This window comes from Heyndrickxia faecalis (assembly GCF_040267745.1).
GTDB classification, from domain to species: domain Bacteria; phylum Bacillota; class Bacilli; order Bacillales; family Bacillaceae_C; genus Weizmannia; species Weizmannia faecalis.
Genome location: NZ_CP158453.1, coordinates 3,259,851 through 3,286,053 on the forward strand (window position 1 = coordinate 3,259,851; position 26,203 = coordinate 3,286,053).

A 26,203-nucleotide genomic window follows, 5' to 3' on the forward strand; every position below is an offset into this window, starting at 1 on the left:
ACTGAAAAAACAAAATCACTATTTTTATTGTTTTAATGTTTATTTTTAAGATAATTTTCAGTTTATTTTTTTGTGAAAAAATCTACTGTTCACCGCTAATGAACGCCGAAGCTTTTATCAAGCCAGTTTAACTTTTCCGCCTGCGAGCCGGCTGTACATAACTTTCAATTTGTCTTTTGTTATATTCACTGGGCTATTCTGCATATTTGGTGCAAAGCTCGCTGCGACAAGCCGGTCCAGATCTGCTTCCGTTTCAATACCTGCTTCCTCAAGCGTCGTGATAAGCCCCATTTCTTTTTTCATTTCATCAATACGACCGGCAAGCGCGTCCGCATCTTTGAACCCGAGGCAGCGGCTGAACGCTTCAAGGCGCCCGCTTTCCGGTCCTTCCACACTGTTCAAACGCCAGAACGACGGCAGGGTAAAAGCGCATGCTTCCCCGTGCGCAATGCCGAATTCCTGAGTCAGCGGGTAAGAGCAGGCATGGGCGGCGGCCGTCTGCGTCATGTTAAAAGCAAGCCCGGCTGTGACGGATGCCTCACTCATTTTTGCCCGCGCCTGCAGATTTCCAGGTTCATGGTAAGCCGGGAGCAGGTATTCAAACACGAGCGCTGCAGCCCGTTCAGCCGCCATATCTGTATAAGGCTGGTGCTTTTTCCCATAATAGGCTTCAAGGGAATGTGCAAGCACATCAAGCCCGCTTGACGCTGTAACATGTTTCGGGCACGAGAGCGTCAATTCAGGATCCACGAGAGCATACGCGGGGTAAAGGAAATCACTTGAAATCAGCGCCTTAATGCCTTTTTTGGTATCGGTCAGGACCGACACATTGGTCACTTCGCTCGCAGTCCCTGAAGTTGTGGGAATGGCGATCAGCGGAATGCCCGGTTGCACAAGCGTTTGTGCTTTTGCCAGAAACGCAGACGCGCTGTATGGCGTCTGCGCGATGCAGGCAGCAGCTTTCGCGCAATCGAGGACACTGCCTCCCCCGATGGCAACCGCGAAATCTGCTCCTTCTTCACGCAGCATCCGCGCGCAATCATCCGTGTTTTTTACGGTCGGATTTTGCTGAATACTTGAAAACACCGCCGTAAGCGCACCACCAGCTTCTTTCATGATATCCTGCGCAATTCCCTGTCTGAGCATCGACGGGGCGCTGATTAAAATGCCCTTTTTTCCGCCTGTCTGTTTGATGATTTCAGGTAGCTTCCTGATCTTGCCGGCCCCGAAATCAATCGGGACGGGCTGTTTATAAAAAAAGTCCTCCATTTCAACAATCCCTTACCTTTCCGCAGTTCACCGGCCGGCGCCAATGAAGTTTTTGAAAAACTTTCTATCCCAACAATGCTTTTCCTCATTTTACCGTTAAAGTATTTGCAGGAAACAATACGTTCTCTTCAAACTCGCGAAGGGCCGTTTCAAACAAGTTCATCGCTTCATTCACCTGTTCGGCTGTAATGATCAGCGGCGGGGCAATAATCACACTTGACTCATGCGAATAGGTATAAAAACCTTTTTCTGCAAGCAGCGCTACAAATTTCTTCATAAGGCCGGACGGATCTTTTCCGTAATCCATGCCATATGCCTGAAGCGGTTCCTTCGTTTCCTTATCTTTTACGAGCTCGACTGCGGCAAAGAGGCCGATCGAGCGGACATCTCCGACTGCGCGAAATTTTTTCAACTGTTTGAGCCGTTCTGCCAGCACACCCCCGGTTTCGCGGGCATTTTCAAGCAGATTCTCTTCCTGGTAAATGTCCATCGAGGCACAGCCAATTTGAGCTGAAACCGTGTGACCGCTGTAGGTCAGGCCAGTCAGAAAAATATGCTCATCGAAGTATTCCGCTACGTCCCGGCTGAGAATGACACCGCCAAGCGGGCTGTATCCGCTTGTCACTCCTTTTGCGAAAGTAATCATATCTGGTTCAAAAGGATAGTGCTGGACAGCAAACATTTTGCCCGTCCGACCAAAGCCGGTCATCACTTCGTCGCAGATCATCAGGATTCCGTAGCGGCTGCACAATTCGCGCACGCCTTCAAGATATCCTTTCGGCGGGATGAGGACGCCATTTGAGCCCGGAACCGGCTCAAGGAAAACAGCGGCAATCTGATCAGGCCCTTCATAGAGGATCTGGCTGTGCAGACGGTTAAGGTAAAAAGCGGACGCCGCTTCCTCACTTTCAAAATCCAGCGTTTCGCGGTACAGATAGGGTGTTTCAAATTTTACAAAACCGGGGATCCCTGGTTCCACGAGAAAGCGCCGCGATTCCCCTGTCAGGTTGCCGGCTCCAAATGTCGCGCCATGGTAGGAACGATAGCGCGAAAAAATTTTATAACGCCCGGTGGCCATCCGCGCAATTTTCACAGCATGGTCATTGGCGTCCGCACCCCCATTTGTAAAAAATACTTTGGCCATGTTTTCCGGTGCCGCCTTAACAATTTTGCGGGCAAGTTGAGATTTTGGCGCGGTGGCAAACGCCGGCGCGGCGAGCGGAATTTCCCCGACCGATTTAAACGCCTCCAACAATTTTGGGTGCCGGTGCCCGACATTCAAATAAACAAGCTGGGAGCACATGTCATAGCACTTATGATCCCTTTCATCCCAGAAAAAAATGCCTTTTGCTTTCGTTATTACCGTTGGCCGCACATACGCCTGTTTCGCCCACGAGTGCATGACATACTGCCGATCGTCTTGCTGGATTTGCGTAATCTCCGCTTCATTCATGATTGACAGCTCCATTTCTATTTTGTAAATGATAACCTCATTATAAAAAGGTTTTTTTCAGAATGTAATGATGATTGGAACAAATTATTTTGTGCGGTTGCACATACTCATTGGAGAATGTCTTCAATCATGAACGCAAGCGAAAGATTGGTCTTTGTAAAACTGCGGGTCAGGTCTGCATCCAGTATCGTTTCTATTTTTTTCGCCTTATACAGCACGGTGTTGCGGTGAATAAATTCGCGGCGGCTGATCGCAGCAGTCTGGCCGTCTTCTTCCAAATAAATTTTCAGGAAATGGACATAATCTGTGCCGTGCAACTCATCGTAGCGGTACAAGTTGCCAAGCATATCCCCGTGGAACCCTGCAATCCTTTCGCGATCCTTGACTTCCATTAGAATTTTATAGGCGCCGATTTCCTTGTATTTGCAAATAGGCGGTACAGCTTGGCGCTTGGCAAGCTGGATGACCATTTTTGCTTCGTGGTAGCTTTTATGGATCCCGGCAATATCCCGGTAAAAATTTCCCATCCCCACAAGCAGGCTTTCCATATTCCGTTTATAAATGGATTCCTGAATTTTTGCCGCTGCCCTTGCAAACGGGATATCTGGCGTCCGCACTTTTGAACGGTCGACAAGGTAAATAATCTGGTCTTCATAAACGCCGGCCAGATACTGCGCATAACGGGCATGGAAAACATCTTCCACCGTTTGTGCAAACGGCAACATATCAGGCTTTTCCGTGTCCTGGGTACAAACGATGATGCCGTAATCTGCATCTTCCCCAAAACCGAGTTTGAACAGCCCGTTCCGCATATACGCCCGGTCCATCCCCGGGTTAAAAAGGAGTTCCGCAAGTATTTGCTGGGAAAGCGCTTCTTTACCTTGCTCAATCATCAAAAATTGGACGGTAATTTTTATAAAATCTGCTACCCGGTAATCCCATGGCATTTGAAAAACCGGAAAATGTTGTGAATCGGCAAACCGGATGACCGCCTCTGGAATTTCAGGAATATACGGGCCCGTGTTAATGACAATCCCGGCTGCGCGCCGACCGCAGGCAAACGCCACCATCTCCTCCAATTTTTCAGGATCATTGCCCATGGTGACCCCAGTGGTGACAAGTAGTTCGTTCGGCTTAAAAAAATCCGCCCAATCAACGCTCTCCGTCACATTGACCCCCGTAACCGCCCGGCTGATTCCTGACTTTCCGGCGGCAAGCACAATCCGGCCAAACGCAGGCAATTCGACAAGTTTTTCCAAAGTGACCAAATCATCATCCCCTTTCCAAACATGTTCATATATTTATATCGTAAAGAGACAAGGATAAAATGTAAATAAGTATCTAAAATTTTTGAATTATTTACAGGAAGGCAGCATCTTTTCCGTTAAGAGAACTGTTCGGCTTGACTAAAAAGGCTGGGCTCTCCAGAAAGGTCACTAAAGATAGAAAAAGCGGTAAATCAGGTGTTTTATTTGTATCTTTCCATTAAAATAAACATATAGAATGGAATTAACTTTTCGATTCCGGAATGGAAACCAATCAGAACTGCCGTTTCGTAGGGCAAAAGTTTTAAAACCTATATTTCTTTCATTGCCAAGTTTTCACTATAAGGAGTATAATAACTGTAATCCGGTCATCTGATGATTGACCTAATACTTTAAGAAGGTGAATATTGTGAGAGTGAGTTTGTTCATCACTTGCCTTGTCGACATGTTCAAAGCGGATGTCGGGAAAGCAATGGTGGAAGTGCTGGAGCGGCAGGGCTGTGAAGTTGATCTTCCAAAAGGCCAGATTTGCTGCGGGCAGCCGTCCTATAACAGCGGTTATCTGGAAGATACAAAACCTGCGATGAAACAAATGATGAAAGCGTTCGAAAACGCAGATTACGTCGTATCTCCTTCCGGCTCATGCGCATACATGTTTAAAGAATACCCGGAAATTTTTGCAGGCGACCCGGTGTGGGAACCAAAAGCAAAAGCGCTCGCTGCGAAAACATACGAATTTACACAATTTCTCGTGGATGTATTAAAAGTGGAAGACGTCGGGGCGAGCCTGCACGCAAAGGCCACCTACCATCCATCATGCCATATGACGCGCCTGCTCGGAGTAAAAGACGCGCCTATGAAACTGTTAAAACATGTGGACGGCCTTGAATTTGTGCCACTGCCTAATGCATTGTCATGCTGCGGGTTCGGCGGCACGTTCTCCGTGAAAATGAGCGAAATCTCCGAGCAAATGGTGGACGAAAAAGTGGAGCACGTCGAAGAAACCGGTGCTGACGTTTTAATCGGCGGCGACTGCGGCTGTTTAATGAATATTGGCGGCCGGATGACGCGTAAAGGAAAACCGATAAAAATTATGCATATTGCTGAAGTTTTGAACAGCAGGGATTAAAAAACGGCAAAGGGGTGAAAAAAATGGGTTTATCGATTAGTGATGAAAAATTTAAAGGCAGGGTCGAAGAAGGCATCAACGATGATTTTATGCGCGGTGCCGTCCGAAGTGCCCAGGAACGGCTGCAAACCAACCGGCTGGCAGCGGCCAATGAACTCGGAAACTGGGAAGAATGGCGTTCGCTCGGCGAAGAAATCCGCCAGCATGTTTTAAACAATCTGGACTATTATCTATATCAATTAAGCGAAAATGTATCGAAACGCGGCGGCCATGTCTTCTTTGCCCAGACCGCTGAAGAAGCGAGCCGGTATATTAAAGAAGTCGTGCAGAAAAAAAACGCGAAAAAAGTGATTAAATCGAAATCGATGGTGACGGAAGAAATCGGCATGAACGAAGCCCTGATGGAAGCGGGCAGCACTGTTGTCGAATCCGACCTCGGCGAGTACATTTTACAGGTGGCCGGCGACCATCCTTCCCATATCGTCGCGCCGGCTTTGCACAAAAACAAAGATCAAATCCGCGACGTGTTCCGTGACCGCCTCGGCTATACCGGCACAGAAAAACCGGAGGAGCTGGCCGCGTTTGCACGTAAAGTTTTGCGCGAAGAATTTTTATCAGCGGAAATCGGGATTACCGGCTGCAACTTTGCCATTGCCGAAAGCGGATCGGTCGGCCTTGTCACAAATGAAGGGAATGCCGACATGGTCACAACCCTTCCGAAAACACAGATCGCTGTGATGGGGATGGAACGGCTGGTCCCGACTTACGAAGAGTTTGAAGTTTTGGTGAGCCTTTTAACGAGGAGCGCGGTCGGTCAGCGGCTGACGAGCTATATTACAACCGTGACCGGCCCGAAAGAAGCAGGCGAAGTCGACGGGCCGGAAGAATTCCACCTCGTGATTGTCGACAACGGGCGTTCCGATATTCTCGGGACGGAATTCCAACAGGTGCTGCAGTGCATCCGCTGTGCAGCCTGCATCAATGTATGCCCGGTTTACCGGAATATCGGCGGCCATTCGTACGGCTCCATTTACCCAGGACCGATCGGCGCGGTATTAAGCCCACTTTTAGGCGGATACGACAAATACAAAGAACTCCCGTACGCCTCTTCGCTTTGCGGAGCCTGCACAGAAGCCTGCCCGGTGAAAATTCCGCTGCATGAGCTTTTGATTAAGCACCGCCAAGTGATCGCGGAAAAAGAAAAACGCTCACCGGTAGCAGAACGGCTGTTGATGAAAGCGTTCGGCGTCGGCGCTTCAAAACCTGGACTTTACGGGGCCGGGGCAAAAATGGCTTCCAAAGTCGTCCGTCCGTTTTTAAAAGACGATTTGATCCATAAAGGACCGGGGCCGATGAAACCGTGGACGGATGTGCGCGATTTCCCTGCGCCGAACAAAGAACCTTTCCGTGACTGGTTTGAAAAGCGGGAGAAAGACAGGGGGCAGAAAAAATGAACGGAGCCATCCAAAACCGGGATGCATTTTTAAATAATATTGCCGGCAGGCTCGGCCGCAAACCGGTTGTATCCGGCGTTGCCCGTCCGGATTACAAGCATAAGCCGCAATATGATGTACTGCCAAATGCAAACCAGGAGGAACTGCTGGAAGTATTGCGCCAGCAGTCGCTCAGTGTCCATGTTGATTTTTTTGAAACGGATGCAAAAACTTTGCCCGGAAAATTAAACGAAGTCGTAGAACTGTACGGCGGCGGGCCTGTCTCGCTTTGGAATGACAAGCGGTTCGGGGAATTCGGCTTAACCCCGCTGATTGAGGAAGGCTGGCCGGAAATGGGAATCGAAACCCATGTCTGGGATCCCGAAATCGGCGAAAAAAATATTGCGCTGTGCGAAAAAGCGAATGTCGGGATTACGTTCAGTGATATCACATTGGCGGAATCCGGCACAGTGGTTTTGTTCAGCAGCAAAGAACGCGGCCGGTCGGTCAGCCTGCTGCCGAAGACGTATATCGCGATTGTACCGAAAAGCACGATTGTCCCGCGCATGACGCAGGCCGCCTTACAGATCCGCGAAAAGATCAAAAACGGGGAAACCGTCCCGTCATGCATCAATTTTATTACCGGCCCAAGCAACTCTGCTGACATTGAAATGAACTTGATCGTCGGCGTGCACGGGCCAGTCAAAGCGGCTTACATTGTTGTGAACGACAAATAATAAAACGCAAAAAATTCAAAAAATAGATGACCTGTTGAAACAGGCCATCTATTTTTGGTTTTACGCTGTTTTTTTCGCTTCTTGTTGCAGCTCACTGTGGCGGATGCTGTATCCGAAGTAGATCACCATGCCGATTGCGAACCAGACAACGAAGCGGATCAGGGTTGCCGGCTGTAGGCTTGCGATCAATATGCCGCAAGTAATTGCACCGAGAGCCGGTATAACCGGGGCAAGCGGTGTTTTAAACGGACGTTCCAGATCCGGGCGTTTATATCGGAGCACAATGACTGCCACGCATACAATCACAAATGCAGCAAGCGTCCCAATATTGGTCATCTCAGCCACAATATTGATCGGGAGGAACCCGGCTGTGATCGCGGTGACGATTCCGACCAAAACAGTTGAAGTCGCTGGAGTTTTTCTCTTTTCACTGACTTTTGAAAAAATTTTAGGCAAAAGTCCGTCACGCGACATGGCAAACAATACACGCGTCTGCCCGTATGCCATAACAACCAATACGGAAGTAATCCCGCAAATGGCCCCAACGGAAACCAGTGCCGCACCCCAGTGAATGCCAATTTGCTGCAATGCATACGCAACGGGAGCAGAAGCAGCTTCCGGCCTGCTGAAAATGCTGAATTTGACAACGCCTGTCAAAATGGCGGAAACGATGATATACAACACGGTACAAATTAACAAGGAGAACAAAATTCCGCGCGGCACGTCTTTTTGCGGGCGGCGCGTTTCTTCTGCAGCTGTCGATACAGCATCAAAGCCGATGTAAGCAAAGAAAATAACCGCTGCGCCCGAAAGCACGCCTTTAAATCCGAACGGCATAAACGGATGCCAGTTGACCGGTTTCACATGTGCGACAGCAAGCACCACAAACAGCAGGACAACGGCTACTTTTATGGCTACGATGATGCCGTTCAGGCGAGATGTCTGCTGGACCCCTGAATACAACAGCCAGGCAACTAGAGCGATAATGAGAATGGCCGGCAGGTTGACAATGCCACCGTCCATCGGTGCAAGCGTCAGCGCTTTTGGCAGATGAACTCCGAGATTTCCAAGCAAGTTCACGGCGTATCCGGACCAGCCGATCGCAACGGTTGAAACAGCCAGGCCGTATTCCAAAATCAAATCCCAGCCGATAATCCATGCCCAAAATTCACCCAGCGCCGCATACCCGTAAGTATAAGCACTTCCGGCAACCGGCACCATTGATGCAAATTCTGCATAACACAAGGCAGCAAATCCACATGCGAGCCCCGACAGGATAAAGGAAATAACGAGTGCAGGGCCGGAATAGTTTGCTGCAGCCACACCTGTCAGCACGAATATCCCTGTGCCGATAATGGCGCCGATCCCGAGCAAAGTGAGATCGAGTGCACCAAGCGCTTTTTTCAGCCCTTGCTTGCCCTGGGTCCCTTCTACAAGGTTTGCGATTGCTTTTGTCTGAAAGATGCTCATTTCTCATCCTCCCCAAGAATTTTTGGATAATTGCATAATTCTATTATACTTTTTATTGAAAATTTATCAATATAGAAATATAACAAATTAAGAAAAAATTTGGATTATAAGAAATTGTAACTCTTATCGTTCTTTTCCATCCTTCCCGGATATGCCTGCATCTGCTTGGCGGCTGCAGAAACTGTTTTGTTTGCTTCGTCATGGAACACGGCAGAGTAAAAATTTGCACATGAAATAGGGCTTGCTGAATAAGCAAAACCTACAGAATCGGCAAGGGATGCTGAGGATTTTGTGAAACTTTAAATGCAAAATATAGGAAAACTTTGTGATTGAAAGCTGTTTCAATGATTAGAATATGTTAAGATTGACCTTCGTTTTTCGCGCTTTCTTAACTTAGATGGGTTCTATGTTAAAGAAGACCTCCTTTTTTCCGCGCTTCCTTAACTTAGACGCGTTCTATGTGAAGGAAGACCTCCTTTTTTCTGCGCTTCCTTAACTTAGACGCGTTCTATGTGAAGAAAGGCCGTCTTTTTTCCACGCTTCCTTCACTTAGACGGGCTCTACGTGAAGGAAGACCTTCTTTTTTCCTCGCTTCCTTAACTTAGACGGGCTCTATGTTAAGAAGGGCCTTTATTTTTGCTTGCTTCCTTAACTTAGACGGGCTCTACGTGAAGGAAGACCTCCTTTTTTCTGCGCTTCCTTCACTCAGACAGGCTCTATGTTAAGGAAGACCTCCTTTTTTCGCGCTTCCTTAACTTAGACGCGTTCTATGTGAAGAAAGGCCTCCTTTTTCCTCGCTTCCTTCACGTAGACGTTAAGAAAGACCTCCTTTTTTCTGCGCTTCCTTAACTTAGACGCGTTCTATGTGAAGAAAGGCTATATTTGAGACAGATCTTGTTGACAAATTGGGTACCAACTCAGAATCGGATTTGTTCAGCAAACCCTAAATAAAAGGACGTACGTGAAGTTTTTCGTGAAGGTACTGAAATGCTGACCCGGGGCCGGAACGCATATCACTTCGTTTGGCAATTTAACCCTGTTCATTTAAAAATTGGCATTTCCCCCACATGCAGCGGATTTTTTACTTTGCACAGATGAGAGGCCACGAACCTTTTACTTGTGGTTCAGAGCCAAAACCGGGCCTAAAATCTTTCTTAGAACGGCCCGCGATCCTTCAACATCGTAAACCTGTTCCGAAATATCCGATGGTCGCAATCCCGCTCTCGTATGGTATAATCAAACTATCAAGGAGGGGATTTTATGGCAGCCCAATTGACCATTACAGACCGCAAACATGTGGTTCACGCGGATATAGAAAGGATGGCCGTTTTTTTGCAGGGCAAATTTGTCGAGGCAACCGGTGATGATGGCCGCCTGTGGTATGTGTTTTTTTACAAGGACCATTATTTGAACGCGATACCCGCAACCAAAATCAAACGGGGGTCCAAAGTGGCACAGGCTTTCCGTGACTGCATTGTGCTCGAGCCTCCCCATCCGCTGATTGATTTGCTTTTCCAGCCGGGTTGCTCATTTAAAACCATTCATTTTGCCCAGCTTACTGGCAAAATGGAGAAACTGTTCCCGCCACTTGAAGCCGCCTGGATTGCCACGTTTTTCGAATCGTTTGTCCCGAAACGGAAGCTCTTTGAATATATCCAATCCATCTTTTATGAATACCGCCGCAATGGCCAGCTATTGCAGTGCACGCGCATCCTTCGCATTTTAAAAGACTTTGCGCCGAAGCAAAGCTGGGTCAAGCAAATGTCCCGCGATTTAAATCTGATTAAGTACGACAAACTCTTTCAATCCTATTCACCCGAACTGATCCGGAAAGACCCCCTTTATGCCGAAAAACTTTTATATGAGAAAATGCCGGATGCCGAAGCTTTTGCAAAACTTTGCGACCTACTGCGTGCGCAAAACCGGTGGGCGGACGAAATCGCGTTAAGCCTTGAGCAAATGGAATCGTCGCCGACCGATACCGGCTACAAAGCGCTCCTTGAACGGCTGGACGCGCATTTCGAAGAGGCGGAAAAAATGGCCATTTTGGAAAATCTCTATGCCCGCATCCGGCAGTTTGAACCGCTGCAGCAAGATTTACTAAAGTTTTATATTGAGACAAAACAACTGGAAAAAATGATCCCGATGATGCTTGAGGAACAGATTCAGTTGAGTGCGAAACAGGCAGAAAAAGTGGAAAAGATGCTTGAATCATGGAGCCCGGATGATGGTGAAACAGATGTAGAAGCACTGAACCGGCTTGCCCCGCTCTTTTCCGGGCATCCGGCACAGGCAGAGAAATTCGTGGTAAAATGCACTTCCTATTTGTTACAGCACCGGGACACTTCCTATATACTGGAATGGCTGCTTCCGTTCAAGAAAGCAGCCGGGCATTTGCCGGCCATCCGCAAAGTGGAGCAAATGCACCAAATGGCGGACGATCCCGACAAGCAATCCCTGCTCGGGGAATTGTATTTTGAATTTGGGCAGTACGACAGAGCGCTTGACTGTTTCAGCTGGGAAATGGAGTTGCGGGAAAACGACCCCGCCCCGGTCAAATGGTTGTCAAAAATTTATCACGAACTCGGCATGCAAGCGGAATCGAACGCATACCGAAATTTGTATATTGATATGGAAAAGCGAAGAGCGTAAGGCGAAAGTGGGGCCAGACCCTGCTTTTTTTATGGCCGAGTACGCAGGTCGCCCAAATGGCTGCGATGAAGGACATTTCTGCGGGCGGACGGATCCCCTTTTGTCTTTCATGCCTGTGATGAAGGACATTTCTGGGGGCGGGCGGGGTCCCTTTTGTCTTTCATGCCCGCGATCAAGGACATTTCCGAGGGCGGGCGGATCCCCTTTTGTCCTTCATGCGCGGGATGAAGGACATTTCCGAGGGCTGCCGTCTCTCTTTTGTCTTTCATAATCTCGATGAAGGATTTCTATTGGTGGGCGGGTCCCTTTTGTCCTTTTGAACTCTCCAAAAAGACATTTCGAACACTACCCAAGCCGCTTTTGGCCTTTTGAAACCTCCAAAAAGACATTTTGAACACCAACCAGGCCACTTTTGTCTTTTTGAAACCTCCAAAAGGACATTTCGATCGCTACCCGGGGTCCTTTTGTCTTTTTGAAGCCTCCAAAAGGACATTTCAATCGCTGCCCGGATTCCTTTTGTCCTTTTGAACTCTCAAAAAAGACATTTCGAACACTACCCAAGCCGCTTTTGTCCTTTTGAAGCCTCCAAAAGGACATTCCGAACACCAACCAGGCCACTTTTGTCCTTTTCAAACCTCCAAAAAGACATTTCGAACACTACCCAAGCCACTTTTGGCCTTTTGAACCCTCCAAAAGGACATTTCGATCGCTACCCGGATTCCTTTTGTCCTTTTGAGCCCTCCAAAAGGACATTTCGATCACTGCCCGGGTTCCTTTTGTCTTTTTGAGCTCTCCAAAAAGACATTTCGAACACTACCCAAGCCACTTTTGTCCTTTTGTAACCTCCAAAAAGACATTTCGAACACCAACCAAGCCGCTTTTGGCCTTTTCAAACCCCCAAAAGGACATTTCGAACACCAACCAAGCCGCTTTTGGCCTTTTCAAACCTCCAAAAAATATTTCAATCGCCACCCGAGTGATGTCCGTTCCCGCTTCAAAAGACATTCCGCCGGTTATTTTCGCCCGTGATCAACTTGAAAGCCGCCCCGCGCATCCGGGACGGCTTTCGTTATTTGGTATGCATTTTAAACTCCAGAAACAGCTCATTATAGCGGGCGAGTTTTTTCTTGCCAAGGTTTTTATATACTTCCAGTTTCTTTGTGAGTGCAGCGTCCGGATAAAAACGGCGGTCGCCGGAAATCGATTTTGGCAAAATCTTCAGAGCCGCTTTGTTCGGCGTTGAATAACCGACGTACTCGGCGTTTTGCGCGGCGTTTTTCGGATCGAGCATAAAATTGATAAACTTCAGGGCGCCATCCACGTTTTTCGCTGTTTTCGGGATGACCATGTTGTCGAACCAGAGATTGGAGCCTTCGCTCGGCACAACATAGTTCAGCTTTTTATTCTCTGACATGATCTCAGCCGCATCCCCCGACCAGACAACCCCGAGCGAAGCTTCTTCATTGGCCAGTAGCATCTTGATTTCATCGCCGACGATCGCTTTCACATTCGGCATCAGCCGGTCAAGTTTTGCTTTTGCCTGCTGCAAATGTTTTTCATTCGTATCATTCAGCGAGTAATGCAGGCTGTTGAGCCCCATCCCCATCACTTCGCGGGCGCCGTCCACAAGCAGAATCTGATTTTTCAAATCGGGATCCCACAGGTCGTCCCAGCTTGTAATTTTTTTGCCACCGAGCATACTTGAATTATACACAATCCCGACCGTCCCCCAGAAATAAGGCACTGAGTATTGATTTTTCGGGTCAAACGGCAAATCCATAAAGCGCGAATCGATATATTTCAAGTTCGGCAGCTTCGAATGATCAAGCGGAATCAGCAAGTTCTCCTTTTTCATCTTTTCGATCATATACTCGGATGGAACCGCAACATCAAACGTTGTACCACCCTGGGAAATTTTGGTCATCATGGCTTCGTTCGAATCGAAAGTTTGATAAATGACTTTGATGCCGGTCTGCTTTTCAAATTTCTTAATCAAGGCGGGATCGATATAATCCCCCCAGTTGTAAATCGTGAGCGTATTTCCGCCTGCATAGCCTTCCGTTTGGTTCATGCGCCCAGCGAGAAATTGCAGGGCAAGGGCGACAACGATTATCGCAATAAAAACACGCAGCAGCTGTTTCATCTTTTAACCCCCATTCCGTTCGTACGGGCCTGGCGCTGGTTCACGAGGTAGTACCCGATCACAAGGATAATAGAGAAGAAGAAGAGCAGCGTTGACAGCGCGTTAATCGTGAGTGAAATCCCCTGGCGTGCCCGCGAATAAATTTCAACGGAAAGCGTCGAATAGCCGTTGCCGGTGACAAAAAAGGTGACGGCAAAATCATCGAGCGAATACGTGAGCGCCATGAAAAAACCGGCAAAAATACCGGGCGTAATATACGGGAGAATCACCTTCGACAACACATCCCACTGGCTTGCCCCAAGGTCGCGCGCCGCATCAATCAAAGTCGGGCTCATTTCCTGCAGTTTCGGCAGCACCATCAGCACAACAATCGGAATGCAAAAAGCGATGTGCGAAACGAGAACGGATGTAAACCCGAGCTTGATCCCTGCAATCGTAAATAAAATCAGGAACGATGCACCGATAATGACGTCAGGGCTTACGATCAGCACATTATTGAGCGAAAGCAGCGCATTTTTCGTTCTTCTTCTTTTCACAAACCGGATCGCGAGCGCCCCCATCACACCGATCACCGTTGAAATCGCGGATGCGAGTAGCGCAATCACAAGCGTGTTGATGACAATGATCATAAGGCGCGTGTCCTGGAACACTTCCTTGTACCATTCCCATGTAAAACCGCTAAATTCATGCATGTTCCCTGCTTTGTTGAACGAATAATACATTAAATAAAAGATCGGTGCGTAAAGGACGATAAACACAAATATCAGATATAAGTTTGACCATTTCCATCTTTTTTTCAACTTCATCCCTCACTTCCGGTTGCCGGTCACAATCATAATGACGACCATGGCAATGATCAAAAAGACGGCGATCGTAGACCCCATGCCCCAATCCTGTGTGACAAGGAAATGCTCCTCAATTGCCGTACCGAGCGTAATGACACGGTTTCCCGCAATCAGGCGCGTAATCATAAAGAGTGACAGAGACGGAATAAAGACAGCCTGACACCCTGATTTGACACCGTCCAGCGTGAGCGGAAACACAACGCAGCGGAACGTGGTCCATTTCGAGGCGCCAAGATCGCGCGCCGCATCCATAAAGACCGGGTTTAGTTCTTCAAGCGCGTTATAAATCGGCAAAATCATAAATGGGATAAAAATATAAGTAGACACAAACAAAAAGCTGAAGTCTGTAAATAAAATCTGCTTTTGCCCGATGCCCATCCATTCAAGAAACGAGTTGGCCGGGCCGAATGTGCCGAAAATCCCGAGAAACGCATACGCTTTTAACAACAAATTGATCCATGTCGGCAAAATGATTAATAAGAGCCAGAGCTGCTTATGCCGCGATTTTGTCAAAAGATAAGCAGTCGGATACGAAATCAAAAGTGTAAACGCCGTAATCAAAAACGCATACCAAAAAGAGCTCAGCGTCATTTTCAAATAAACGGGCGTAAAAAATTTTTCATAGTTGACAAGCGACAAATGCCCTTCAATATCAAAAAAAGAATAATAGAGAATGAGCAAAATCGGCGCGATTACAAAAAGAAGGATCCACAGCAAATACGGAACGAGATAAAAAGTGCGTGCATTTACTTTCATGGCCGGACCTCATCGTACGCTTCCAGGCGCCGGTCGAATTCCTCTTCTGTTTCGCCGAATCTCATCACGTGGATCGCTTCCGGTTCAAAATAAAGGCCGATCGTATCCCCGACTTTTGCTTTTTTTGTCGAGTGGACAAGCCATTCATTTCCCTCTTCATCGTAGCAACAAATTTCATAATGGACGCCGCGGAACAGCTGCGTATCCACCCGCACTTTCAAGTTCCCTTTTTCCGGTGTCGTGATTTCTAAATCTTCCGGGCGGATGACAATTTCAACCGGCTCGTTCGGATGAAAGCCGCGGTCAACGCATTCGAACGCATGGCCGTTAAATTCCACAACAAAATCCTTGATCATTTTTCCCGGAAGGATATTGGACTCGCCGATAAAGTCCGCGACAAAGCGGTTGATCGGTTCATCGTAAATATCGGTCGGCGTGCCGCTCTGCTGGATTTTCCCGTTATTGATGACAAAAATTTCATCGCTCATCGCAAGCGCTTCTTCCTGGTCGTGCGTGACAAAAATAAACGTAATGCCAAGGCGGCGCTGCAGTTCACGCAGTTCATACTGCATCTCTGTCCTTAGCTTCAAATCCAGCGCGGAAAGCGGTTCGTCCAGCAAAATCACTTCCGGTTCATTGACAATCGCGCGCGCAATCGCGACACGCTGCCGCTGCCCGCCTGACATTTCGCTGATTTCCCGGTTTTCATAGCCTTCCAGATTCACAAACTTCAAGGCTTCTTTTACTTTTTGTTCAATCACAGCTGCCTTCATTTTTTTAATGCGCAGCCCAAATGCGACGTTTTCATACACATTTAAATGAGGAAATAGCGCATAATCCTGGAAAACGGTATTGACCTGGCGCCGGTTGGCTGGCACGTCATTCACGATTTTTCCATTGATGTAAATATTTCCTTTTGTCGGCGCAATAAATCCCGCAATCAGGCGCAAAATCGTTGTTTTTCCGCAACCCGACGGTCCGAGCAGAGTGTAAAATTTTCCGCGTTCTATTTCAAAACTGACGTCATCCAAAATAGCAGGATCATCGTCGTATTGTTTTGTGACATGTTCAAAACGAATGATGATATCACTGTTCATTGCTGTCCTCCTCTTCTATGTTCAGCTTACAGATACGATTCCGTAGCAACGAGTACAAGCCTGGACCGGCCTTCCGCGTCATTCAGGATCTGATGCTCATCGGATGCATGATAATAAATGGCTTCTCCGGCTTTTGCACGGTACAGGCGTTTGCCAAGCCGCACCGCAATCCGGCCTTCCAGTACATAGGCAAAGGTTTCCGATAAAGAAGGTTCAAACGTTTTAAACTCCCCTTTTTCCTCAAGCGTAAGCAGGATCGGTTCCATTTCCTTTTCATTCGATTCCGGGACGAGCCACTGGATTTTATAACCGCGCTCTTCATCGAGATAATCGGTCTGGTCTTCTTCCCCGTATACGACTTTTTGTTCACGCTCTTCTTCGTCAAAAAATTCTTTCGGCGTGCAGCCGAGCACTTCCAATATATTAAAAAACGTGTCAATCGAAGGGGAGCTTAAATCCCGCTCAAGCTGGGAAATATAGCCTTTGCTTAAATCCGTACGCTCTCCAAGTTCCTCCTGGGTGAGTCCTTTTTTTAACCTTAAGTTTTTAATTTTTTTCCCGATCTCCATCATAAAACCTTCCATTTTGTTTAGCATTTGTAAACTCAAAGGCAAGGAAGTTTTGTTTTGTTAAACTTTAAGTTTACTTTCATATGTATTATACAAAAAAGCAGGCAGATGTAAAGGTTTTTTTGAAAAAAACACAAATCATGGCTGTCCCCCTGCTGTATGTACCCGCGGAAAAACAGCAGTCATGGTTCAAAAGGGACGAAATCGCACAGGCATTCCAAAATTGCCATCCCGCATATGTAAAAATCCCCCTCAAGCGTTTTTAGTTTTCTTATAGAGGGGCAAATGTTTGTAAAAATAGGAACAAAATATTGTCGCGCTGTTGCCTGCTGTAAAAAGGCGCCGGGCTTGATGAAAAAATGTAAGCTCATTTTTTTAGGGCTTGCTGAACGAATCTGGATTCTGAGTTTGTATCCCATTTATCTACAAGCTCTGTCTCAAAATATAGAAGAATTTTTTTGCGAAAAGGGTGATTTTATCTTCTCAATACAAGTGCAAGCATTTCCCTAGATTTGTTGTAAAATCCTTGCATTAAAATGGTTGTCAAAGCTGTCAGAGCCTTGCCAAATCTAGAAATTTTACTGATTCAGTAAGTCCTATTTAACACCTATTTTTGCCACCTCATTTTCCTGCCTTTTCTATTGATTTTCCCTAAAAACATAACTATAATTATATGTAAATCAAATTGAATAAAAAAATCCTCATCAAATCCGGTGAGGTAGAGGTCGCAGCTTTTATGAGTAAATCGGACGAGACACGGGTAAAGTTTAAGACTCCGGTTGAAAGGAAAAGCTGCCGAAATGTGGTGCCGGATCCCGCGGTGCCATGTTGGGGCTGTTTCCGAACAGGAACAGAACTGTCACATATGCGATTCCCCCTCGCATATGTGTTGAGCTATCTTCGGAAGGTTGATGGAGGGTATACGCTTTGATGCCGCGTCTCCACGACTGCGGCATTTTTGTTTATTCCCTGCTCCTTCCTATATAAAAAGGAGTGTATCAAGGATGGATGACTTCTATCATGGGCAAAGCACTACAGCTGGAGCGGTTCCCGTTACGAAAAAGGGTGAAGTGACAAAACTAAAGCGAAAATTAAAATCCCGCCACCTGACCATGATTTCCCTCGGCGGATCAATCGGAACCGGGCTTTTTCTGGCAAGCGGCGGGGCAATCCACAGCGCGGGGCCGGGCGGGGCGCTTCTCGCTTATGCCTTAATAGGCGTCATGGTGTACTTTTTAATGACAAGTCTTGCGGAAATGGCTGCCTACATGCCGGTTGCAGGCACCTTCAGCACGTACGCGACGAAATTTGTTGACCCGGCACTTGGATTTGCGCTTGGCTGGAACTATTGGTATAACTGGGCGATCACGATTGCGGCCGAATTATCGGCAGCAACCATTATCATGAAATTCTGGTTCCCGCATACGCCTTCGATCGTGTGGAGTGCGGCCTGCCTTCTCATCATGTTCTTATTAAATTATTTATCTGTAAAAGGGTTCGGGGAAGCAGAATACTGGTTTGCAATCATAAAAGTCGTGACCGTCATTGCCTTTATCATTGTCGGCGCACTGATGATTTTCGGGATTATGGGTGGAAAAGCAATCGGCTTCCATAACCTTACGATTGCAGACGGCCCGGTCCACGGCGGATTCCTGGCCGTACTCGGGATTTTTATGGCAGCCGGGTTTTCGTTCCAGGGAACAGAACTGCTCGGGGTTGCGGCCGGTGAAAGTGAAGATCCGGAAAAAACCATTCCGCATGCTGTGAAATCTGTTTTTTGGAGAATTTTGCTTTTCTATATTCTGGCGATTTTTGTCATCGGCCTGCTGATTCCGTTCACGGATTCGAGACTAACCGCCGACGACATTACGATGAGCCCGTTCACAATTGTATTTCAGCGTGCCGGCATTGCCTTTGCTGCTTCTGTCATGAATGCGATTATTTTAACGGCTGTTCTTTCTGCCGGCAACTCGGGTATGTACGCGTCAACGCGAATGCTCTGGGAACTGGCGCGTGACGGCAAAGCGCCGAAATTCCTCGGAAAACTGAATAAACGCGGGGTACCGGTGAATGCACTGATTGTCACTGCGCTTGTCGGAACGGTGGCTTTCCTTGCATCTTTCTTCGGTGACGGGGCAGTGTACAACTGGCTCCTGAACGCATCCGGCTTATCCGGCTTTATCGCCTGGCTCGGGATTGCCATCAGCCATTACCGGTTCCGCCGTGCATATGTGGCGCAAGGCAAAGCGTTGAGCGACCTGCCTTACCGTTCGAGATGGTTCCCATTCGGCCCGCTATTTGCGTTTGCCGTTTGTACGGTCGTCATTCTCGGGCAAAACTACCAGGCATTTCTGGGAGACCATATTAAGTGGGAAAGCGTGTTTGTCTCGTATATCGGCCTGCCCATCTTTATTGCCGTATGGCTCATTTATAAATTTGTGAAAAAGACAAAAGTCGTTTCTTTACAGGAATGCGATTTTAACCGGGAATCCTAACGGAAAAACCTGCGGTGGCTGCCGCAGGTTTTTTACTTTCATCAGAAACTTACTTTTAAAATAAATTATATGAAATTTACCTTTATTTTAATTTATGAAAACGTTTCCTTTATCTAGGAAAAAATTCATTTTAAATATTTTCCTAGCTCAGAATCCTTTATTTTATGCGGATTCCAGCCTTTTTTAACAATGGCGCACACAAATTTGCCAAAAAATTAATCTTTATTTTTTTCTCATTTTACGTTAATATTTTATCTATCGCATTCATTCCCCGAAAAAACCAGCACTTATTTTTCAGTTAATTTCACAAATTATGCCAATATGTGATTTTTACAAGGAGGCAATGGCATGTCAACAATCGACAAGAAAAAAGTTCTGGAAACTGTTCCACAGACCGGATTTTTTGGTCATCCAAAAGGGTTGTCGACTTTATTTTTCCTAGAGTTTTGGGAGAGATTCTCTTACTACGGGATGAAAGGGATTCTGATTTACTACATGTATGACCGCCTGTCAAACGGCGGGTTGGGATTGGACCCGACAACAGCCGCATCGATTGCTTCGATTTACGGCGCGCTTGTTTATATGTCGGGGATTATCGGCGGCTGGATTTCAGACCGTCTGCTCGGTTCCGCCAAAACCGTTTTTTACGGCGGAGTGCTGATTATGCTCGGGCATATTGCGTTGTCCTTTCCGGGAGGGTTCCCGGCGCTGATCGTTTCCATGGTGCTGATTGTGCTTGGGACAGGCTTGTTAAAACCAAATGCCGCTTCAACCGTCGGGGAATTGTATGATGAAAAAGACTTACGGCGCGATTCCGGTTTCAGCATTTACTACATGGCGGTTAACCTCGGGGCCTTCATTGCGCCGCTCATTGTCGGAACAATCGGTCAGGGGTACAATTACCATCTCGGCTTCAGTATTGCAGCGATCGGAATGTTTTTCGGTTTGATCGCATTCACCATGTCCAGGAAGAAAAATCTTGGGCTTGCCGGCTCTGTTGTGCACAACCCGTTGAAGCCGGAAGAAAGAAGATCGACTTTCACCAAAATCGGCGTAGGAGCTGTCGTCCTGATTATTTTGCTGGCGATTACCATTCCGACACGGATTTTAAATCTGAACAGCTTTATTACCATCGTCAGCATTTTAGGATTTTTGATTCCTGCCTGGTACTTCTTTATGATGTACTTTAGCAAAAAAACATCGAAAGACGAACGCTCACGCATTTTGGCTTATATTCCTTTATTTATTGCTTCCATCGTCTTCTGGGCGATTGAAGAACAAGGCGCGAGTTTGCTCGCCGTCTATGCGGACAAGCGGACACAGCTGAATTTTGCCGGCATTCATATTTTACCGTCCTGGTTTCAGACATTGAATCCGCTGTTTATCGTCGTCTTTGCGCCGGTTTTGGCTTCGCTTTGGGTGAAGCTGGGAGACAGGCAGCCGTCTACACCGGTTAAATTTTCGTTTGGGCTTATCCTTGCTGGTTTGTCCTATATGGTCATGATGGCCCCGGCTTACTTTAACGGCTCTTCGTCGCTCGTGAGCCCGCTCTGGCTTGTATTGAGCTACTTCCTTGTCGTGATCGGGGAACTTTGCTTGTCACCGGTTGGTTTGAGTGTATCGACAAAGCTGGCGCCAGCCGCATTCTCGGCGCAAATGCTCAGCCTCTGGAACTTGTCTGATGCTGCGGCCCAAACGTTGAACGCCCAGCTTGTCAAACTGTACAGCGCCAACCATGAAGTGATCTACTTCGGCGGCGTCGGCCTTGTTTCGGTCATTTTGGGCATATTCCTGCTCCTCTACGCACCGGTTATCAAACGGCTAATGAGAGGGATAAAATAATAGATGAAGTGATGAAAAACCGGGGCATTGGTCCCCGGTTTTTTTAATGGATTTGCTGGTATGTGCCGTGTAACAATTGGAGTGGATGCTAATCGATTGGGGTAAGCTTAACCGTTGCTTCTGTCTGGACGGTGTAGCCGTCATACACCATAAACGTATAGGAAGCTTCGCCATTTACGCCAAGAATCGTATTCACATCTGGTACACCTTCTCCGTCAAAAGTGACGAAGTTCGATCCTTCACCAACCGGCGTGGCTTTATACCTTCCTTCCGGGATGTCTTTGCCAACTTCATATCTGCCGGCTGCCAACGTCTTTGGTGCACTTTTCGCTTTCTGCACCTGTCCTGTCAATGAAGCAAGGTCCTTTTTCTTGGCATCCACTTTGCTTTGAGTGGATTTTAATTCTGATTTTGCATTTTTCAAGTCAGCTTGTGCAACATCGACCTGTTTGTTCAAAGTATCGAGTTGCGTTTTAAGATCATCTTGCTGGGATACAAGTTCCTCGGCTGCATCATAGTCATCTTCCCTTAACGTAGATGGGCCCTATGTAAAGAAAAGCCTTCATTTTTGCACGCTTTCTTAACATAAACGCCCTCTAGGTTAAGGAAGAGCCTCTTTTTTTCACGCTTCCTTAACGTAGACGCCCTCTAGGTTAAGAAAGGCCTTCATTTTTCCACGCTTCCTTAACGTAGGGCTTGCTGAACACGCAAAATTCTTAGATTTGGCAAGGATGCTGACAGTTTTGGCAAAAATTTAAATGGTTTTTTTAGAAAGTCCAGAGAAAAGCTTGCACTTGAAAGCTGATTCAAGGTATAGAGAAGACAAAATCGTATTTTCAAAGATGAAGTCTTTTATATTTTAAGACACAGGTTGTTGACCCTATATAAAAGAGAAAAACCCGTTTGGAAATCCTCTTTCCAAACGGGTTTTTGTTAAATGCTTTTCTTCTTTCGTGTCAGGCCGTAAGCGATGACAAGCAGGATGAACCATACCGGTGTCACAAATAAGGCAACACGCGTATCTTTTGCTATCCCCAGAACCACGAGGACAAAAACAAAGAACAAGAGTACAATCCAGTTGATGACCGGGGCAAACGGCAATTTAAAAGAGATTTTGGCCGCTTCTTCCGGCATATTTTTCCGGAAACGCAAGTGGGCAACCATAATGACGCCCCACACCCAGACAAAACAGATGGATGAAATGCTTGTGACAAGCGTAAAGACTTGCGTGCTCTTCATAAAATAATTCAGCATAACGCCGATTAACAGCATGATCGTTGAACCAAGCAAAGCAGGTGCCGGGACATTCCGCTTGTTTAACTTTTTAAATATTTTCGGTGCTTTTCCATCTTCTGCAAGAGAATACAGCATACGGCTTGTACTGAAAATGCCGCTGTTGCACGAGGAAGCCGCCGAAGTGAGCACCACAAAATTGATGATACCTGCTGCAGCCGGCAGACCGATATCAGCAAATACCCGGACAAACGGGCTCGCATCCGGATTCAGCCGGTTCCAAGGATAAATCGACATGATGACAAACAAAGCGCCGACATAAAACAGTAAAATCCGCAGCGGAATCTGGTTGATCGCTTTTGGCAGCGTCTTTGATGGATCCTCTGCTTCCCCGGCTGTTACGCCGACCAGTTCAATCCCGACAAATGAAAAGACGGCCATTTCAAACGCTAGCAAAAACCCTTTTGAGCCATTCGGGAAAAAGCCGCCGTGCTGCCACAGGTTTGTAAAAGAGGCGTGCCCCCCATTGCTTTGAAAACCAGCGAACACGAGGAGAATGCCGATAACAATCAGGGCAATAATGGTGACAACTTTAATAATAGCAAACCAAAATTCCATTTCCCCGAATGCTTTGACTGTCGCAATATTGATGAGAAACAAAACAGCGACGCAAATCAAAGCAGGAATCCACTGTGGCAGATCGGGTACCCAAAATTGAACATACATACCGACTGCGGTAATTTCGGCAATACCGGTTACAATCCAGCAAAACCAATAGGTCCAGCCGGTAATAAAGCCTGCCCACGGTCCGATAAATGTTTCAGCAAAATGGGTAAACGACCCGGTAATCGGCTTGTACATCAGCAGTTCGCCGAGTGCCCGCATCATAAAGAAAAGGGCTAAGCCGATTACGAAGTATACGAGCATAATAGACGGGCCGGCAAAGTGAATCGATTTGCCGGAACCAAGGAAAAGCCCCGTTCCAATTGCGCCCCCGATCGCAATCAATTGAATATGGCGGTTTTTCAGCCCGCGACTCAGCTCTTGTCCATTCGGGCTTTGATCCATACCGATCAACTCCTTATCTATGTATAAATTTGATTATATCACAATATTCTTATTTGTTGCGGGTAAAAAGCAAACCGTATGTGCAAGATCCTCCCACGGTTGTGTACGGGTGTTATGGGACCTCTTTTTTGTTTTCGCTTTCAAAAGGACGGATTAAAACTTCTCATTTTTGAGAAAATTTAGCATGCAGAAGCGAACCGGCCCATGAAAAGAGCCGGCAAGCCTGGGTTTAAGCAAACCATTGCGTTTTTTCTTCTGCTGGTGTCCGTTGCGCTTTGATGTCCAATTCTCTTTTCGGATAGCCGACATAGATGAGCCCGGCAATTTTATCTGCCGGTTCGAGATTAAGATAGTTTTTCAATTCGGGTTCATGCGCGATGTCACCGGTCCTCACGATTGTAGCCAAACCGAGCTCGGTTGCCGTAAGCAGCAGGTTTTGAATCGCACAACCGGTCGCAACGATTTCCTCAATTTCCGGAACAATGCCGGAAGGGCTGACGGCAACCGCAATAACCACCGGCGCCCGCAGTGGCCCTTTGCGCGCTTTTTCAATCTTTTTCGCCGCTTCTTCTTCACTCAGGCCTTCCGCTTTCTGGGCTGCAATCCGAGCCATTTCCTCCCCGAGTTTGACACGCCCTTCTCCTTTAAACACGCGGAATTTCCACGGTTCTGTTTTCTTATGGTTCGGTGCCCATGTGGCAGCTTCAAGCAATGTTCCAATCACATCATCTGGTACCTCTTTATCGTCTGTCACGCCGATGGAACGGCGCGATTTGATCAGATCCATGACACCCATTTTCCCAACTCCTTTAGCCATACTAATTTAAGTATAAGACAGGAAAATGCGTCAATCAACAAAAAACATTTTTCCACCGTGGAAATACATTATTGAAAAATGGCGCTGATCTTTTGCACATCCGCTTCCGTCAAGCTGACTTCCAATGTTTTCAGATTGTCAATCACCTGCTCCGGCCGTTTGGCACCCGGAATAACAGCATCAATGGAAGGCTGGGCGAGATACCAAGCAAGGACAACATGCGCGACATCCACGCCTTTTTCTTTCGCAATCGGGCGGAGTTTTTCAACCTTTTCCAAATTGCGGAGATAGGTTTCCCCTTGGTAAAGCGGATTTTTCGCACGGCCGCCTTCAAATTTGGTATCTTTTGTATATTTGCCGGCGAGCAGCCCGGATGCGAGCGGAAAATACGGGATAAACGAAATACCGTTTTCCGCTGTGTACGGAAGCAAGTCTTTTTCAGCCTCGCGTTTGAATAAATTGTACTCCGACTGCAGCACATCGACATACCCGTCTTTGTTTGCCTCTTTCAATTGTTCAATGGAAAAATTGGAAACACCAATTGCACGGATTTTCCCTTCATCTTTCAGTTCTTTCAAGGCGCCGACCGCTTCGTCTTTCGGGGTATGGTCATCCGGGAAATGGATATAAAACAAATCAATATAATCGGTTTGCAGGCGTTTCAGGCTGCTTTCGACCGCTTCTTTTAAAAATGCAGGAGAGTTGTCAAACACCACTTTTCCATCGACAAATTTATGTGCACCTTTTGTGGCGAGCACGACCTTGTCACGGCCGCCGTGTTCTTTTAGCACCTCGCCGATCAGCTCTTCCGAACGTTCCGGCCCGTAAATAAACGCAGTATCAAGAAAATTGATGCCGTGATCAATTGCCGTGCGCACAACTTCTTTTCCGGTTTCATCGTTGAGATTCGGGTGAATATTATGTCCGCCGACCGCGTTTGTGCCGAGGCCGACCGGGTTGACATACAAATCCGATTTGCCGAGTCTTCTTTGTTTTTCCATCTTACCTCCGCCTTTCTCTTCAGATTTCAATCCTTATCATAGCAAATCAAAAAGAAATGTAAAAATATTTCGGTTTCCGGTCAAACAGGCACATGTGCGAGCTGTTTGCATACAAATGGGAACGTGTGAGAGAAAAAGGAGGGGTTATTGTGGCAAGAACGTTAGCTTGGCATGAAACATTGGAAATTCATGAGCTGGTTGCATCCCAGACGATTTGTTTGATCCGGTTTAAATCAGTCGTAAGAAATGTGTCCGATGCAGGGCTCCGGGAACTGTATACGTTTTCGATCCGGGCACTTGAAAAAAATATTCGCGACCTTCTGCAGTTTTATCCGCAGGCGCCGCGGGAAGAGGAAATAGAAGAAAACGAGGAGCGGCAAACCAATCCCGGTTTTCAGGCCGGTGAACTGCTGACCGCTTCCAAAACGGCTGTACGAAATTATGCGACTGCCATTACAGAAACAGCCACGCCGGCATTGCGCACCGTGCTTGTCCGCCATTTGAACAGCGCGATCGACTGGCATGCGCGCGTATTCAACTATATGCATGAACATGGTATGTACCAGGCCTACAACTTAAGCCAATTGCTGAACAACGATGTCCGGAACGCCAACCGGGCGCTGCAAATGCGGGAAGAAGAGTGAAGAATCCGGCCCCCGTGCTACATTAAATGCGGCACTAGCGAGTGACCCGGCGCACATGCTGCAATAAATGCAGCACCAGAGCGGCAGACAGAAATCAGCCGGTACCTATTTTCAGGGTAGACGCCAATGCCGCAAAGAATTTGGCACCAGCGCAGGAACAGAAATCAGCCAGTGCCTATTTTCAGGGCAGACGCCAATGCCGCAAAGAATTTGGTACCAGCGGAAGAATGAAAATTCCGTCGCAAATTTTCGGGATAGACAGCCATGCTTGAATATGACACCAGC

At 47.2% G+C, this 26,203-nt stretch carries 21 protein-coding genes and 1 riboswitch; of the genes, 7 read left to right on the forward strand and 14 right to left on the reverse strand.

Features of this window, described 5'->3' with window-relative positions; genetic code table 11:
- Nucleotides 1-117 precede the first annotated feature (117 nt).
- From ABR335_RS15520 to ABR335_RS15530, 3 genes are all read right to left on the reverse strand, one after another.
- On the reverse strand, nt 118-1,269 hold the full coding sequence (locus ABR335_RS15520) for an iron-containing alcohol dehydrogenase family protein (protein WP_014096305.1): 1,152 nt from the start codon (nt 1,267-1,269) through the stop codon (nt 118-120).
- Between the two features lie 85 nt (nt 1,270-1,354).
- The gene (locus ABR335_RS15525) at nt 1,355-2,722 is read right to left on the reverse strand and encodes an aminotransferase class III-fold pyridoxal phosphate-dependent enzyme (protein ID WP_014096306.1); all 1,368 of its coding nucleotides are present in this window, start codon (nt 2,720-2,722) and stop codon (nt 1,355-1,357) included.
- Nucleotides 2,723-2,829: 107 nt separating this feature from the next.
- A complete protein-coding gene (locus ABR335_RS15530; protein WP_014096307.1) occupies nt 2,830-3,990 on the reverse strand; it encodes a PucR family transcriptional regulator in 1,161 nt (386 codons plus the stop codon).
- Nucleotides 3,991-4,396: 406 nt separating this feature from the next.
- On the opposite strand from ABR335_RS15530, the gene ABR335_RS15535 reads away from it, so the two are divergent.
- Genes ABR335_RS15535 through ABR335_RS15545 form a run of 3 tightly spaced genes read left to right on the forward strand, consistent with a single transcriptional unit; the run spans nt 4,397 to nt 7,286 of the window.
- Nucleotides 4,397-5,116, forward strand: a complete 720-nt coding sequence (locus tag ABR335_RS15535) for a (Fe-S)-binding protein (protein ID WP_061577725.1) — start codon at nt 4,397-4,399, stop codon at nt 5,114-5,116.
- A gap of 23 nt (nt 5,117-5,139) precedes the next feature.
- A complete protein-coding gene (locus ABR335_RS15540) occupies nt 5,140-6,570 on the forward strand; it encodes a LutB/LldF family L-lactate oxidation iron-sulfur protein (protein ID WP_013858241.1) in 1,431 nt (476 codons plus the stop codon).
- Nucleotides 6,567-7,286 carry a LutC/YkgG family protein gene (locus ABR335_RS15545; protein ID WP_014096310.1) on the forward strand — a complete coding sequence of 240 codons (720 nt, stop codon included), beginning with the start codon at nt 6,567-6,569 and terminating at the stop codon, nt 7,284-7,286. The genes ABR335_RS15540 and ABR335_RS15545 overlap by 4 nt, the downstream gene beginning before the upstream one ends.
- Nucleotides 7,287-7,346: 60 nt before the next feature.
- Here the strand turns inward: ABR335_RS15545 and ABR335_RS15550 are convergent, their stop codons facing one another.
- Entirely contained in the window at nt 7,347-8,756 is a 1,410-nt protein-coding gene (locus tag ABR335_RS15550) for an amino acid permease (RefSeq protein WP_014096311.1), read from the reverse strand.
- Nucleotides 8,757-10,016: 1,260 nt separating this feature from the next.
- On the opposite strand from ABR335_RS15550, the gene ABR335_RS15555 reads away from it, so the two are divergent.
- Nucleotides 10,017-11,408: a hypothetical protein gene (locus tag ABR335_RS15555; protein ID WP_014096312.1), complete on the forward strand. Its 1,392-nt coding sequence runs from the start codon at nt 10,017-10,019 to the stop codon at nt 11,406-11,408.
- Between the two features lie 813 nt (nt 11,409-12,221).
- On the opposite strand, the gene ABR335_RS15560 is transcribed toward ABR335_RS15555, so the two are convergent.
- The 6 genes from ABR335_RS15560 to ABR335_RS15585 form a co-directional block, all read right to left on the reverse strand.
- On the reverse strand, nt 12,222-12,413 hold the full coding sequence (locus ABR335_RS15560) for a hypothetical protein (RefSeq protein ID WP_052301525.1): 192 nt from the start codon (nt 12,411-12,413) through the stop codon (nt 12,222-12,224).
- Nucleotides 12,414-12,477: 64 nt separating this feature from the next.
- Complete coding sequence (locus tag ABR335_RS15565) at nt 12,478-13,551, reverse strand: ABC transporter substrate-binding protein (RefSeq protein WP_035182645.1); 1,074 nt, start codon at nt 13,549-13,551, stop codon at nt 12,478-12,480.
- Entirely contained in the window at nt 13,548-14,357 is an 810-nt protein-coding gene (locus ABR335_RS15570) for an ABC transporter permease (protein WP_017550888.1), read from the reverse strand. The genes ABR335_RS15565 and ABR335_RS15570 overlap by 4 nt, the downstream gene beginning before the upstream one ends.
- A gap of 3 nt (nt 14,358-14,360) precedes the next feature.
- Complete coding sequence (locus ABR335_RS15575) at nt 14,361-15,152, reverse strand: ABC transporter permease (protein WP_035189136.1); 792 nt, start codon at nt 15,150-15,152, stop codon at nt 14,361-14,363.
- The gene (locus ABR335_RS15580; RefSeq protein WP_014096316.1) at nt 15,149-16,249 is read right to left on the reverse strand and encodes an ABC transporter ATP-binding protein; all 1,101 of its coding nucleotides are present in this window, start codon (nt 16,247-16,249) and stop codon (nt 15,149-15,151) included. Before ABR335_RS15580 ends, ABR335_RS15575 begins: the two co-directional genes overlap by 4 nt.
- Before the next feature lie 26 nt (nt 16,250-16,275).
- On the reverse strand, nt 16,276-16,818 hold the full coding sequence (locus ABR335_RS15585) for a helix-turn-helix domain-containing protein (protein WP_026684611.1): 543 nt from the start codon (nt 16,816-16,818) through the stop codon (nt 16,276-16,278).
- A gap of 711 nt (nt 16,819-17,529) precedes the next feature.
- Nucleotides 17,530-17,723: riboswitch (Lysine riboswitch) on the forward strand.
- A gap of 99 nt (nt 17,724-17,822) precedes the next feature.
- Here ABR335_RS15585 and ABR335_RS15590 point away from each other — a divergent pair.
- Nucleotides 17,823-19,313, forward strand: coding sequence for an amino acid permease (locus tag ABR335_RS15590; RefSeq protein ID WP_017550893.1), 1,491 nt, complete (start codon nt 17,823-17,825; stop codon nt 19,311-19,313).
- Nucleotides 19,314-19,661: 348 nt separating this feature from the next.
- Entirely contained in the window at nt 19,662-21,155 is a 1,494-nt protein-coding gene (locus ABR335_RS15595) for a peptide MFS transporter (protein WP_017550894.1), read from the forward strand.
- A gap of 88 nt (nt 21,156-21,243) precedes the next feature.
- Here the strand turns inward: ABR335_RS15595 and ABR335_RS15600 are convergent, their stop codons facing one another.
- The 4 genes from ABR335_RS15600 to ABR335_RS15615 all read right to left on the reverse strand — a co-directional run bounded on the left by ABR335_RS15600 (nt 21,244) and on the right by ABR335_RS15615 (nt 25,274).
- Nucleotides 21,244-21,612 carry a hypothetical protein gene (locus ABR335_RS15600; RefSeq protein ID WP_041817942.1) on the reverse strand — a complete coding sequence of 123 codons (369 nt, stop codon included), beginning with the start codon at nt 21,610-21,612 and terminating at the stop codon, nt 21,244-21,246.
- A 476-nt stretch (nt 21,613-22,088) separates the two neighbouring features.
- A complete protein-coding gene (locus ABR335_RS15605) occupies nt 22,089-23,456 on the reverse strand; it encodes an amino acid permease (RefSeq protein WP_014096321.1) in 1,368 nt (455 codons plus the stop codon).
- Nucleotides 23,457-23,685: 229 nt separating this feature from the next.
- Nucleotides 23,686-24,252 (reverse strand): nitroreductase family protein, encoded by a 567-nt coding sequence (locus ABR335_RS15610; protein ID WP_017550896.1) that lies wholly within the window; start codon nt 24,250-24,252, stop codon nt 23,686-23,688.
- 89 nt (nt 24,253-24,341) lie between these two features.
- Nucleotides 24,342-25,274, reverse strand: coding sequence for an aldo/keto reductase (locus tag ABR335_RS15615; protein ID WP_308927515.1), 933 nt, complete (start codon nt 25,272-25,274; stop codon nt 24,342-24,344).
- Nucleotides 25,275-25,423: 149 nt separating this feature from the next.
- On the opposite strand from ABR335_RS15615, the gene ABR335_RS15620 reads away from it, so the two are divergent.
- Nucleotides 25,424-25,918 (forward strand): spore coat protein, encoded by a 495-nt coding sequence (locus ABR335_RS15620; RefSeq protein WP_014096324.1) that lies wholly within the window; start codon nt 25,424-25,426, stop codon nt 25,916-25,918.
- Nucleotides 25,919-26,203: the final 285 nt, after the last annotated feature.